Here is a 13277-nt window from a genome sequence, read left to right as displayed (position 1 = left end):
CACTTTAAAACAGAAAACGCATGCGAACAGGAACGGCCCCCGGGCCGTTCCTTCATTCGTTATAGGGCTTTTCGTACTCGCCCGGAGAAACGGAATGCCAAGCGGGAAAGAAGGAATGTGCGATGACAGACAAGCTTGAACGGGAAGCGCAGCCGGGGCGCGGTGGCGGCGTATTCCGCAATGTGGCCGATCTGGTAGGGAATACGCCGATGGTCCGTCTGGGCCGTACCGCACCCGAGAACGCAGCGGACATCTATGTGAAGCTAGAATACTTCAATCCGTCCGGCAGCGTCAAAGACCGCGCCGCACGCGGCTTGATCGAAACGGCCGAGCGGGAAGGCAGGCTGCACCCCGGCAGTACGATCATCGAGCCAACCAGCGGCAATACCGGAATCGGCCTGGCCATGATTGCAGCGGCCCGGGGTTATCGGGCGATCCTGATCATGCCGGACAATATGTCGCGCGAGCGGATTAATCTGCTCAAAGCATACGGAGCCGAAGTGCTGCTCACTCCAAGCGCGGAGCGGATGCCGGGGGCAATCGCCAAAGCGCTGGAGCTGCAGGCTTCGATTCCGGACAGCTTCATTCCGCAGCAGTTCGAGAATTCCGCCAACCCGGATGCCCATCGGGGCACAACGGCGTTGGAGATTTTAGAGCAAACGCATGGAAGGCTGGATGCTTTCGTGGCGACGGCAGGCACGGGAGGAACGATTACAGGTACCGGAGAGACGTTAAAGGCCGCACTGCCGGATCTGCATATCGCTGTTGTGGAACCGGAAGGCTCACCCGTGCTGTCGGGCGGCGTGCCGGGTCCGCATAAACTGGTCGGCACAAGCCCCGGCTTCGTGCCGTCGATTCTGAATACGGACGTCTACGACGAGATCATTCGCATCAAGGATGACGAAGCGCTCGGTACGATGCGGAATTTGGCCCGCCTGGAAGGCATGCTGCTCGGTCCGTCTTCGGGCGCTTCCGTCTATGCGGCCATGCAGGTCGCCAAACGGATCGGTCCGGGAAAAGTAGTCGTATGCATTGCCCCGGATACAGGGGAACGATACTTGAGCATGGGGATCTTCGACTGAACGCAGCGGTGACGTAAAGCCAACAAGCTTCTGGCACAAACCAAAACCCGGAGAAGAAAGAGGGATAGATCTGGACAAAAAACGGCTGGAAATCAATGCTCTGCCCGGTTATCCGGAAGAAACCGGACGTCAGCTGTGGATGATGGAAGACGTCCGGCGCGAACTGCTGAAGCACTTGGAAGGCCTGACGCAGGAAGAACTCGATACCCCGCTGGATGGCAACGCGACAACGATCGGAGCGCTGCTGTATCATATCGCGGACGTGGAAACGGGATGGCTGCATTTCGACATGTTCCTTCAAAAAGAATTGGATCCGGAGATCGCAGCCTGGTTTACGGCACCGACAAGAAACGAAGACGGCGAGATCTGGTGCCCGGCGGGAGAACGCCCCGAGCGGCATCTGGAACGTCTGGCCGTCGTGCGCCGCGATTTTCTCGACAAGCTCCGCGGTATCGATTCGGAAGACTGGCGCCGGTTCCGAAGCCTGCCGGGCGAGTATGACGTGACGCCCGAATGGATCGTGTATCATCTCATCGAACACGAAGCCCATCACCGGGGACAGATTTTCCGGATGCTGGGAACGATGCGCAGACGGGAAAAAAAGTAACGAGCGACCGAAACGAACCGGTAGGTTTGTGCCAAGCCAAACCGTCCTAAGCCGCGGCATAAACAACAGCCTGCTCCCGATTGGGGGCAGGCTGTTTGTTTGGTCCGAATAGACGACAAACTGTTCCATTCCGCGTCGCCGTTACCTTTTTTCCGTAATTACGGTTCCTTCCTGTGCTTCGATCATACGGATGCTGCTGCCGTCCAGGGCGCTCACCGGCTGATAGCGGGGAAGATAGCGATCTTCTCCTGAAGGATCGTTGTAGTCGATTTCCCATTCAAGCCGCAGTTCCAAAGCTTCGAGCAGAAGGCGCTTGGCTTTCTCGGGCGAAAAAGAAGGGACCGGCGAGAGCTTTTCCAATTCCGCCAGTTCGAGTCCGGCGCCCATATAATGGAGAACACGGCCGGTGGTCCGGTTGACTCCTATGCTGACATGATTTAAAAATCCGGGCACGCCGTCTTTGCAGACGGAAAAACTGAAAACGGCGTTCCGGCTGCGGACCGCTTCGGACCCTTCGTCTTCTGACCGGATACCCGGTGCCGGCTTTTCCGGCGTTTCCTCGCGGGTATCCTGCCGGTCGTCGAGGCGCAGATAGGGGAAAAGCGCCGGATCGGCCGCATACAGCAGCTCGAGGGCAATATTCAGACAGGCACCGTTGTCCAGCCACAGCTTTCCGTGTTCTTCCCGGAAATCCATGATGCCCGACAGCCGGCCGGATTCCCGGTCGACCCGGACCTTGATCGTATTTTCGCTGCGCGCCTGCATATAGCCGTCCAGTGTATACGGACTCTGCGGCTCGACGCTTTCGGCCGGGGAGCCGGCTTCTTTTTGGACATATACGATTCCGCGTTCGCTGCCCATATCGGCTTCCCTCAGTATTTCGTATTCATCTTCGCGGAGTCCGATCAGCTCAAGCGGCGTCGGTTTTTTGGCGGAAGAAGTCCCTCTTCGAACCCGGGCCAGAAAATCTTCAATCGGCTGCTTCGCTCCCGCGCAGGGGTTATAATCGTCCGGCTCGGCAGGTTCTTCTTCCTCGCCGCGTTCGGGCGGCTGCCGCAGTGCGGTTCTGGCGATCAGATACGGTTCGGGCATATAGATCAGATGAAGCCGGTCGTCGCCTTCCGCATAAACGGACTTGTGCAGGACGTTAAAGTAAAGCTTCATTTCCATTGCGTCCGCGATGTCTTTCAGGACCTCTTCGGGCGTCAGCAGGTTGCCCGGCAGCGACGGTTCCGGCTTGGAGCCGAAATATTTGAACGCCGTGACGAAACCGGAGCGGTGCAGATCGATCCAGTAGCCCGAACGGGGCAGAGGCAGGCCGTGGCCATACTGACTGACCGTGAAAAAGACTCGGTCTCCCCGGTCTTCCATCCGGGGTTCGCCGAATCGTTCGGGCGCGTCCGGATAATGGTCCCGCACGAAACGTTCACCGATCGCCAGCAGTTCCTCAGGCTCCAGGTCCGCTTGACGGTCCGCTTCGTCGTACAGCTCCGGATCGGCCGCATAATCGACGAGATCGCCTTCCGGCGTCAACGTAACGGAGAGGCCCGTATCGGTGCCCGGTTTCGCCCAGATGAACAGCAGTTCGCTGACGGCGTCGTTTTGATGAAAGACGTCTTCGATAAACAGTTCCAGCCCGCTGACTGCGAAAGCGGAACTCCGCTGTGCCAGCTGCTCCGCCCGGCCTCTGAGATCGTGCAACAGTCCGTTCATTTCCATTTCCATATCCCTCCGTGATTCGTAATCGGTCCGGTCCGTCGATTTTTGCCGGTCAATGCCGTCGCCAGAATTGTCCGTTTTCGGTGCTCTCCGCCGGTCTTCGATTTCGTCCCGATAATGTTCGCGCAGCAGGACCAGGCCTTTATTCTGGTACGTTTTGACCGTTCCGATCGGCAGTTCCAGCAGCTCGGCGATATCCGTCAGTTTGAGATCATGCATATACTTGAGCAGAATCACGCGGCGGTACTTGGGCGGCAGATCATGGATCGCCTGAAACAGGTCGAGCCGGCGGTCATTTTCCTCATATACCGCAGGCAGCTGCTCGGCGGCGTCGCCTGAAGGCACCGTGCGGCGTCTGCGCTGCAGCAGGTTCAGCGAAGCGTTGATGACGATGCGCGTCAACCAGGTCCGGAAGTATTTCGGCTCCCGGATCGAAGGCATAGCGGCAAAAGCACGACAGATCGCTTCCTGAACCGCATCTTCGGCGTCGATCGGGCTGCGGACGTAGTAGCCGGCGACCCGCAGCAGTTGGGCACGTTCGGCGATAATCAGCTCGGCGAAAGCCGAAGCGTTTCCTTCACCCGCCTGCCGAACGCGTTCGTCAAAATCGGAAGTATTTGCAGAGGAATTCAATAGTTTTCACTCCTTGTTGAAGCAGCATTCACGGATTGGACAGCGGGCAGCGGAAAAAGGTTTTGCTTTTTTTTAAAAAGAACGGCGGTCCCGGAAAAAAGCCGCTGGTCAAGATCCGGCCGGTCGAAGCGTCGATGCCGAGAACGAGCCGGCCGGTGTTCCGATCTTCCAGCCGATAACGCAGGACATGGACGCGGCCCGAGCCGGTCGGATTTCGCTCCGTCGTCCATACGGGCTTCGCGCATACGGCGTAAAAGGCGCAAAGTCGGGATCGTGCCAGTGCGCAAAGGCCAGAGCATTTTCGAAGCCGGTCGGTTCGGACGCAGGATGGACCGAAGGCGGAGATGGGGAGAAAGGGCGGCGGCCGGAAGGTTCGATTCCGTATTCGGCGGAACGCAGCGAAGGATAGGGTTCCGCCCTATAAACCAGATGCAGCCGGTCATCGCCTTCCGCAAAAGTCTGTTTGTGCAAAAAATGGATGCCCAGAGTCAGCTCCAGCCCACTGCCAAATTCTTGGAGAACTTCGTCAGGCGTACGCAGCAGGGCAGGCGGAGAAGGTTCCGGGCAGCGGCCGAAAAAGCAGAGGGAAGATACGAAGCCGCCCGGGCCGACTTCGATCAAAAAGCCGGAATCCGGCAGCGGCAGACCGTAAGTCATCTGCGGATAAAAGAACGCCGCAGTATCGGTTCTTTGCCGGATATAGGGCCCCCCCTAAACCGTCGGGAAAGTCCGAATATTCGTTCCTTGCGAAAGCTTCGGCGATTTTTTGCTGCTCTTCTTGCGAACGGTTAAGGTGTTGCGGTTCGGGTATCGGCCAGTGTTCCCGCGCTATCGCAAGGCCGACCATTCTTCCGTCTTCATCGAAACCGGCGGAAAAGACCGGATCCCCGTTTTCTTTTGCCCATATGAACTGTGTTTCCGCCCTCCCGCTTCCCGAAAGGACGTTCTCTTCGGTATAAACGAAACCGCGTTCCGGCTCGAGCAGCCCTAGCGCTCCGGCCCAATTCCGGACACGTTCGCGTATAGGCTCCGGCACGGCCGGCCCGATACTTGCCGGTTCGTTTTGTTGGCGTTTTTTATCCATCCGTATCGTCTCCTTGCCGGCCGCCTGCCGCGACTGGGCTTTTTTTACATCCTATTATAAGGAAGATTCGAAAAGACCGACAGACGACGGCTTCTTCCCGGAAACGGTTCATGACCGAAAACGGCGGGTATAAGGACCCCAAGCAAGAAAAGCTTGTACACCGTTAGACATAGGGAAAAAGCACGCTTCATAAAGGAGGGGCAGCATGGCTAGACGCGACGCGTATTTCGACAACTTGAAAGTTCTGCTGATCGCGCTTGTTGTGATCGGACACCTCATCGAACCTTTGAGCGGCAGCGAAACCTTTCGTCCGCTTTATCTATGGATCTATTCGTTCCATATCCCGCTGTTCGTTCTGATCTCGGGATTTTTCTGCAAAAAGATCACGAGCGGCGATTACCGGATCAAGGTAGTGGGCACTCTGATCGTGCCTTATCTGATTTTCGAGACGCTGTATTCGCTGTTCGATTATTTCGTCATGGGCGCACAGACGCTGCGATTCTCGTATTTTACACCGTATTGGCTGATGTGGTTTATCTTCAGCATGATTATCTGGAAAATGCTGCTGCCTTACGCGGTCAAGATCCGCTGGGCTCTGCCGATTTCGCTGGCAATCGCTATTCTGGCCGGTTACGCGGCGGACGCCCAGTATTATGCAAGCATATCGCGGACGATCGTGTTTTTCCCTTTTTTCCTGGCCGGATATTACCTGGACAAAGCGGATATTGACCGGCTGCGTACGCCGCTTGTCAAAGGGGCAGCGGCGGTGGTCCTCTGCGCAGCGGCTTACGTTATGGTAAGCTATGGAGACCGTTTCCGTCCGGAATGGTTCTACGGCAGTCTGCCGTACCGGGCGCTGGATCACCCCGAATGGAGTGCCGGTCTGTACCGCCTGGCGGCTTACGCGGCTGCGGTCCTGATCGGGGGAGCGGTGATGATTCTGATGCCGGGCCGAAATTTGCGGGGATTGTCCGCACTCGGCCGAAACACGCTGTACGCGTATCTGCTGCACGGCTTCCTGGTCAAAGGAATGATCGCGGCAGGATTTTACGAAGCGTACGGGGAATCCGCCTGGATTCTGCTGCTTATCCCGCTGGGACTCCTGCTGGCTGCCGGTTTGTCTTCGAACTTCGTTCGCGGACGCTTCGGCTGGCTGCTCGAACCGAAGCTGGACGGGCTGTATAAGAAGCAGAACTCCGACAACGGTGCGGAAGCGGGGCGCTGAACGTCCAAGACGGACCCGGGCGCCCCGACCCGAACCGTATCCATTTTATTCGAACAAGGAGAGATCAATATGAGTCAATCCCAACCGACCGACGGACAGAAGACGAACAAACTTGGGGAAATCCCGGTTTCCGTGCTCGACCTGTCCCAGATTATTGAAGGAAAAACGGCAGCCGATGCTTTTCGGGACAGTCTGGATCTGGCAAGGCATGCCGAGAAATGGGGCTACAACCGCTATTGGGTCGCGGAACATCACAATATGCCCGGGGTCGCAAGCTCGGCCACTTCGGTCGTGATCGGCTATCTGGCCGCCGGTACGTCGAGAATCCGCGTCGGCGCAGGCGGCATCATGCTGCCCAATCATGCGCCGCTCGTTATCGCGGAGCAGTTCGGCACCCTGGAATCGATGTATCCCGGCCGGATCGACCTGGGTCTTGGCCGCGCGCCCGGCAGCGATCGGCGTGCGTCGCTCGCCCTTCGGCGCGATATCAACAGCGGGGAAGATTTCCCGCAGCTGCTCGAAGAACTGCGCGGCTTTTTCGACGCTTCCAAGACGTCTTACCACGCGCCGGTCCGCGCCGTGCCGGGCGAAGGACTGAACGTTCCGGTTTGGCTGCTGGGCTCCAGCGATTTCAGCGCGCGTCTGGCCGCTTACCAGGGACTGCCTTTCTCGTTCGCCGGTCATTTCTCGCCGGATTATCTCGATCGGGCGATCGAAGTCTACCGGAGTACTTTCCGCCCTTCCGATACGCTGGACAAACCGTATCTCATGCTGGGCGTATCGGTGATCGCCGCGGATACGCAGGAGAGAGCGGAATTCCTCGCGACGACGATGCAGCAGCAGGTTGTGGCGCTGACCCGCGGCCGTCCCGGCAAGATCCAGCCTCCCGCAGATCTGTCGTCGCAGCTCGATCCTCTCGAACTGTCGGCCGTACGCAAACGGATGGAATCTTCGATCGTGGGCGACCGCGAGACGGTCGAACGCCGCCTGCGCGAGCTGATGGCAAGAACGCAGGCCGACGAGCTGATCGTCACCAGCGGAATCTACGATCATGCGGAGCGTCTGCACTCGTACGAAATGCTGGCCGACATTGCTCTGGCTTCGCGCAAAGCGGCTCTGTAAAAGGAGGGTTTGACGCATGCGCAAAAGCCCCTGCCCCGATTTCATCGGGGCAGGGGCTTTTTTTGTTTCCGAACCGGGTTAACTTTCCGGACCGGAATTCCGATTAAGAACATATGTACGCAAATTCTTCAATCAATTTCGTTTTTTGACGCGATTTTGACAAATAAAAATGTTATAATTAACAAATCACGCGTAACGCAAGGAGGAAGCGGTTTGGCAAAAGGAAAAGTAGCAAAACGGCCGACCCGCGACGAGTTTGTTCTGGAAGAAATAGGGAATCAATTGACTGAGGCCTACCAGGAGAAATCCGTTGTGGAATTGACGGTCTGGGGAGTAACGGAAGTGGTTCGGGGCATGATCGTCAAGCTCGATTCGAGAACCGGAAGAGTGCACGTCGAACAAGGGGAAGAAACGCGCAAGGTTCCTTTTATGGACATTATGGCCGTGAACTATCCGCGCGATTGACGATCGATTCGTCCCGCAGACGCCCTGCACCGCGGAAGAACAGGTCTGACCGAAATAAAAAAAGCTCTGCCCGAGATTCTCGGATAGAGCCTTTTTTCATGATTTCGCCGTACTGCGGTATTTTCGTACCGCTTGGGGACTTTATACGGCCGCTACGGACTCTTTGCACTCGTCCGAGCAGTAGTGGCTGTGTTCGTCCGCGCACGACTCGCAGACCAAGTGCTGCAGATTGCATACCGGGCAGTTGACGTATACGTCGGTCGGCTCGTCGCAGTGGTAGCATTTTCCGACGACGCTCGGTTCCACCTGGTTGATCGGAACCGAGATCCGTTCGTCGAATACATAACATTTGCCGTCGAACAGATCGCCGCGGACTTCTTCGTCTTTGCCGTAGGTCACGATGCCGCCTTCGAGCTGCGCCACATCCGCGAATCCTTCTTCAAGCATGAAGCCGGTCAGTTTTTCGCAGCGGATTCCGCCCGTGCAGTAGGTCAGGATCGTTTTGTCCTTGTGTTCGGACAGATTCTCGCGTATCCATTCCGGGAATTCGCGGAACGAATCGATATCGGGACGGATCGCTCCCCGGAAATGGCCCAGGTCGTATTCGTAATCGGTACGTCCGTCCAGTACGATGACATCTTCGCGCTGCAGCTGTTCATGGAACTCTTTCGGAGACAGGCGCTTGCCGGAGACCACGTTCGGATCCAGTTCTTTTTCATAGCGGAAAGTGACCAGTTCTTCTTTGTGGCGCACGAACAGTTTCTTGAACGCATGGCCTTCCGAAGCGTCGATCTTGAATACGGTATCCGCGAACCGCTCGTCGGCCAGCAGGTCTTTCATGTACTGCTCGGTCTGCTCGTACGTGCCGGACAGCGTGCCGTTGATGCCTTCGCCGGCGATCAGGATGCGACCTTTGACGCCGAGGTCTTTGCAGTACTGAAGATGCTCGGCCGCAAACTCCTGAGGATCGTCGATCTGCACGAATTTATAAAAAAGCAAAATGCGGTAAGTTTGGTTTTCCATTTATTATCACCCGGGATTTCATTGATTTTTGCCGCCGCTTCCTGTAGGATGCTTGCGTGCAACTTAAAATTCTAGACGTTTTATCGGCATTCGTCAATTGATTCCCCACGATTTGCTGCGGGAATTTCATATAAGCTCCATTCAAAGAAGAACGCAAAGAGGAGAGTTAAGCAATATGACTTCGCAAAATCAACTGTTCGACCGATTGTGCCGCACCGGCGCGGACCTGTCCGTATATTCGACGTATGAAATCGGGGGAGAAGCCCGTCACCTGGCGCTTCCGCATACGATCGAAGAAGTCTCGACCATGCTCGAAGGAGCGAAAACGCGCGGACTGAATCCGTTTTTGTTCGGCATGGGTTCCAACACGCTGTTCCCGGACCGTCCCGACGACGACACGCTGTTTTTCTCGCTTAAGGAACATATCGAATTCAAGCTGCTGCCGGGACGCCTGTTCGTTTCCGCCGGTACCCCGATGACGCTGCTGGCACTGTTCGGCCTGTATACGGGGATTTCTTCGTTCGACTTCATGTTCCTGCTGCCGGGTACGCTTGGGGCGGGCGTCTACATGAATGCGAAATATTTCAGCCACCAGGTCAGCGACGTGCTGGAAACCGCCTACGTGATCGACAAGGAACATCCGGAACAAGGCATTATCTCCGTTCCGCTCGGCGGCTGCGAATACGGCTACAAAAAGTCCGTCTTTATGCGCAAACCTTGGATCGTCGTCGGCGCGGATCTCAAACTGCCGGTCGATCCCAAGCTGACGCCGGAGCAGACGCAGGAACTGTTCGACAAGATCAAAGCGAAAAATCTGTCGACTTCGGTGCTGCCGGATTATTTCCGCCATTATACGAACGAGCTGAACGCCGCGGCCCGAATGGGCTTCCAGGTGCGTCAGGAGCTGCTGGACGTGATCGAGGACCGCGGAGGCAAAAAGCATTTCGATTATCCGTCGTGCGGTTCGGTGTTCAAAAACAATTACACGATCGGAGAGCCGATGGGCAAGCTGGTCGACCGGATCGGTCTGCGGGGCACGATTCGCGGGGGAGCGATGATCTCCGAGCACCACGGCAACATTATTCAGAACCGCGGAGGAGCCAAAGCGGTCGACGTAACCGATCTGGTGCAGCTGGTCCAGGAAAAAGTCGAAGCCGAGTTCGGTTTCGTGCCCGAGCCGGAACTGGTTATCGTTTAATGCGAACGTCCGAAAAATCGTCGGAACAGGGTTTTACGAAGCGTTTACAATTTTTCTCATAATTTTTACGGAATCGTGAACTTTCTTGTTTGGACCCGTGCTAGAATGGGAATCGAGCGGTTTGATACCAAAAACAAACCGTTCCGAAAAATGTTCTCAAACACAGATCCACACAGGAGGCGGTTAAGTGGGAAAGTTTTCGCTGTTGAAATCTAAAGGAATCAAGGCTGCGCTTGCGCTGTCCGTTGTCGCATCCGTAGAGATGGGACTGCTGAGTTCCGTTCCGGTATCGGCCGAATCGGCTGTCGATCCGGCGCCGTACATTGCGGCAAAAGTCGTGAACGAGAACGCGGGCAAAAAAGTTCTGTTCGATAACACGCACGGTCAGACGGCCGGTGCGGCGGACTGGGTGATCGACGGCGGTTTCTCCGATTTCGGCAACGGAATCGCGGGCGACGGCTACGACGTCAAGGAACTGCGCAAAACAACGCCGATTACATACGCCGACCTGGCGGATTATGACGTCTTCGTGGTATCGGAGCCGAATATTCCGTTCAAGGCAAGCGAGCAGGCGGCCATGCTGCAGTATGTTCAGCAGGGCGGCAGCATCTTTTTCGTCGGCGACCATTACAACGCCGACCGCAACAAGAACCGCTGGGACGGTTCCGAATCGATCAACGGCTACCGCCGCGGCGCCTGGGAAGATCCGGCCAAAGGCATGAGCACGGAAGAGCGGAATTCGGCGGCGATGCAGGGCGTCGAAAGTTCCGACTGGCTCGGCGAAAACTTCGGCGTACGCTTCCGTTATAACGCGCTGGGCGATATCACGGCGAACAACGTCGTGGCTGCCGACCAGGCTTTCGGAATCACCGAAGGCGTCAAAGGCGTAGCGATGCACGCGGGATCGACGCTTGCGATCATGGACCCGACCAAAGCCAAAGGCATCGTCTATCTGCCGAAAACGAATGCGGCATGGGGCAATGCGGTCGATCAAGGCGTCTACAACGGCGGCGGTATCGAAGAAGGCCCTTATGTGGCCGTCTCCAAAGTAGGACTCGGCAAAGCGGCATTCATCGGCGATTCTTCACCGGTCGAAGACGTTACGCCGAAATACCTGCGCGAAGAAACCGGCAGCAAGAAAACGACGTACGACGGCTTCAAAGAAGTCGACGACGCCAAACTGCTGCTCAATACGATCGATTGGTTGGCGGAGCAGGAGAACTACACGGGCTTCGATCAAGTCGACGGCCTGACGCTCGACCAGCCTACGGCACTGCTGCCGTTTGAAGCTCCCGCAGCTTCGACCGAGCCGCAGGCGGAACCTTGGTCCGCTCCGGCGGCCGGCTACAAATGGTGGGATCCGACAACGTTCAAGCCGGGTTCGTACGGATCGTCCGTCACGGTTACCCAACCGGACTACAGCCTGATCCATCAGGATCAGCTGCCTAACGCGCAGGAATTCCAGGTGCGCGTCAAGATCGGCAACCTGGCGCCGAACTCCACGGTATCCGGCTACAGCGCCGGTATCTACGTGACGGGCGGTACCCAGGTAGCCATGATCCAGAATCCGGACGGCACTTGGCCGGCTTCGTACGGCTACAGCCAGGCGTTCAGCGTAACGGCGGATGCCACGGGCACCGCTTACCGCGATCTGGGCGTACGCATCAAGCCCGGCACATCGGGCGCGGCCAGCCTGCGTCTGCGCCAGAACGGCACGAACCTGATCACGAAGAGCGTGACGCTTGCGAACGTGCCGGCCCAGCCTCTTCCTTCGATCGAACAGCCGGGCAGCCAGATTCCCGAACTGAGCACGATCGCTTCGGCCCGCACACAGGCCGAAGGTACGGTTGTCACGCTGGAAGGCGTAGCGACGACGGAGCCGGGCGCTTTCGGCGGCCAGGCTTTCTATCTGCAGGATGCCACGGGCGGCATTTATGTCTACCAGAGCGAGAGCGGATTTCATCAAGGAGACAAGATCCGCGTGACTGCGCCGCTGGCGCTGTACAATACGGAGCTTGAATTGACAACACCGGTCAAGATCGAGAAGACCGGAACGGCCGATCTTCCGGCTCCGGCTGCGGCCGCTGCCGTAACGGATGCCAACCAGGGTCAGCTGATCCAACTGAAAAACGTAACGGTAGCGAATCTGGCTGCGGCTACCCCGGCAGGCACATTTGAATTCGACGCGGTATCGGATGCCGGAACGACGCGTGTTCGCGTCGACGGCCGTACAGGCCTGACGCAGGATCAATTCGCTTACGCCGAAGGCGACAAGCTGGATGTGACGGGCGTATCCGCGATCTTCCGCGGGGTGTTCCAACTGAAACCGCGCGGCGCTTCGGATATCTTGAAAGCTGTTGTCGTAGTGGAACCTCCGGTTGAAGAACCGCCGGTGGAAGAGCCTCCGGTTGAACAGCCATCCGACGGCCCGGCAACGGCCGCTCCGGCCAAGCCGGTTCTGACGGACGATAACGGTCGGGACAACGGCCTGCGGGACGGAAGCTACAACGTGAACATGAATCTCTGGTGGGGCAACAACGCGACTTCGTACAAATTGTATGAAGAAGGCGTAGTGATTGCGGAAGGACCTCTCAAAGACGCTTCCCCGAACGCCCAGCAGCTGAGCGTACCGGTTGTCGGCAAAACGAACGGAACGTACAACTATGTTATCGAACTCACCAACCGCTTTGGCACTTCGAAAAGCGAACAGCTCAAAGTCAAAGTCACCGATGCTTCGCCGGGCGAAGCTGTGCTGTCGAGCGACAACTGGGACGGCGACGGAAATTACAAAGTGACGATGAACCTGTGGTGGGGCACCAATGCTTCGCAGTACGAATTGTACGAAAACGGCAAGCTGATCGACACACAGACCCTGACAGCTGGGAATGCGGGTCCTCAGAGCGCCGTAACGGATATGACCGGCAAAGAACCGGGCATCTACGCGTACAAAGCCGTGCTGAAAAATGCAGCGGGCGAGACGGACACTTCGGTTCTTCGAGTGAAAGTCGACACGCTTAAGCAGCAGCAAAACAAAGCTTCGTAAGCCAAGTCTTCCGTTTGCGGAAAATCCGCGCTGCGGCAGCTTGTCATCAAGAGTCGTCCGCGATATGGCGGACGGC

10 protein-coding genes are annotated in these 13277 nt (G+C 57.1%); 7 read left to right on the top strand and 3 right to left on the bottom strand.

Annotated features, from left to right (window positions below):
* Window positions 1-122 precede the first annotated feature (122 nt).
* Complete coding sequence (gene cysK / locus HOP44_RS20160) at window positions 123-1082, top strand: cysteine synthase A (protein ID WP_172256753.1); 960 nt, start codon at window positions 123-125, stop codon at window positions 1080-1082.
* Between the two features lie 139 nt (window positions 1083-1221).
* Complete coding sequence (locus HOP44_RS20155) at window positions 1222-1689, top strand: DinB family protein (protein ID WP_246369958.1); 468 nt, start codon at window positions 1222-1224, stop codon at window positions 1687-1689.
* 141 nt (window positions 1690-1830) lie between these two features.
* Here the strand turns inward: HOP44_RS20155 and HOP44_RS20150 are convergent, their stop codons facing one another.
* Entirely contained in the window at window positions 1831-4041 is a 2211-nt protein-coding gene (locus HOP44_RS20150; protein WP_172256751.1) for a sigma-70 family RNA polymerase sigma factor, read from the bottom strand.
* 108 nt (window positions 4042-4149) lie between these two features.
* Window positions 4150-4698: a hypothetical protein gene (locus tag HOP44_RS20145; protein WP_172256749.1), complete on the bottom strand. Its 549-nt coding sequence runs from the start codon at window positions 4696-4698 to the stop codon at window positions 4150-4152.
* Between the two features lie 632 nt (window positions 4699-5330).
* Here HOP44_RS20145 and HOP44_RS20140 point away from each other — a divergent pair.
* The 3 genes from HOP44_RS20140 to HOP44_RS20130 all read left to right on the top strand — a co-directional run bounded on the left by HOP44_RS20140 (window position 5331) and on the right by HOP44_RS20130 (window position 7937).
* The gene (locus HOP44_RS20140) at window positions 5331-6350 is read left to right on the top strand and encodes an acyltransferase family protein (RefSeq protein WP_172256747.1); all 1020 of its coding nucleotides are present in this window, start codon (window positions 5331-5333) and stop codon (window positions 6348-6350) included.
* Window positions 6351-6419: 69 nt separating this feature from the next.
* Complete coding sequence (locus tag HOP44_RS20135; protein ID WP_172256745.1) at window positions 6420-7472, top strand: LLM class flavin-dependent oxidoreductase; 1053 nt, start codon at window positions 6420-6422, stop codon at window positions 7470-7472.
* Between the two features lie 213 nt (window positions 7473-7685).
* Window positions 7686-7937: a YolD-like family protein gene (locus HOP44_RS20130; RefSeq protein ID WP_172256743.1), complete on the top strand. Its 252-nt coding sequence runs from the start codon at window positions 7686-7688 to the stop codon at window positions 7935-7937.
* 141 nt (window positions 7938-8078) lie between these two features.
* Here the strand turns inward: HOP44_RS20130 and trhO are convergent, their stop codons facing one another.
* Complete coding sequence (gene trhO, locus HOP44_RS20125; RefSeq protein WP_172256741.1) at window positions 8079-8960, bottom strand: oxygen-dependent tRNA uridine(34) hydroxylase TrhO; 882 nt, start codon at window positions 8958-8960, stop codon at window positions 8079-8081.
* Between the two features lie 175 nt (window positions 8961-9135).
* Here trhO and murB point away from each other — a divergent pair, with 175 nt between their 5' ends.
* Both murB and HOP44_RS20115 read left to right on the top strand, forming a co-directional pair.
* Window positions 9136-10158 carry a UDP-N-acetylmuramate dehydrogenase gene (murB, locus tag HOP44_RS20120; protein ID WP_172256739.1) on the top strand — a complete coding sequence of 341 codons (1023 nt, stop codon included), beginning with the start codon at window positions 9136-9138 and terminating at the stop codon, window positions 10156-10158.
* 187 nt (window positions 10159-10345) lie between these two features.
* The gene (locus HOP44_RS20115; protein WP_343059981.1) at window positions 10346-13201 is read left to right on the top strand and encodes a chitinase N-terminal domain-containing protein; all 2856 of its coding nucleotides are present in this window, start codon (window positions 10346-10348) and stop codon (window positions 13199-13201) included.
* Window positions 13202-13277 lie beyond the last annotated feature (76 nt).

This window comes from Saccharibacillus deserti, assembly GCF_013618475.1.
In the GTDB taxonomy this organism is placed as follows: Bacteria; Bacillota; Bacilli; order Paenibacillales; family Paenibacillaceae; genus Saccharibacillus; species Saccharibacillus deserti.
The sequence above is the reverse complement of the archived record's forward strand: the minus strand, read 5'-3'. Positions and strand labels throughout refer to the sequence as shown.

Excerpts from the sequence above, each read along its gene's own strand:
- HOP44_RS20135 (WP_172256745.1), top strand. The coding sequence starts at position 6,420 with ATGAGTCAATCCCAACCGACCGACGGACAGAAGACGAACAAACTTGGG.
- trhO (WP_172256741.1), bottom strand. The coding sequence starts at position 8,960 with ATGGAAAACCAAACTTACCGCATTTTGCTTTTTTATAAATTCGTGCAG.
- murB (WP_172256739.1), top strand. The coding sequence starts at position 9,136 with ATGACTTCGCAAAATCAACTGTTCGACCGATTGTGCCGCACCGGCGCG.
- cysK (WP_172256753.1), top strand. The coding sequence starts at position 123 with ATGACAGACAAGCTTGAACGGGAAGCGCAGCCGGGGCGCGGTGGCGGC.
- HOP44_RS20140 (WP_172256747.1), top strand. The coding sequence starts at position 5,331 with ATGGCTAGACGCGACGCGTATTTCGACAACTTGAAAGTTCTGCTGATC.
- HOP44_RS20155 (WP_246369958.1), top strand. The coding sequence starts at position 1,222 with ATGATGGAAGACGTCCGGCGCGAACTGCTGAAGCACTTGGAAGGCCTG.
- HOP44_RS20145 (WP_172256749.1), bottom strand. The coding sequence starts at position 4,698 with ATGACTTACGGTCTGCCGCTGCCGGATTCCGGCTTTTTGATCGAAGTC.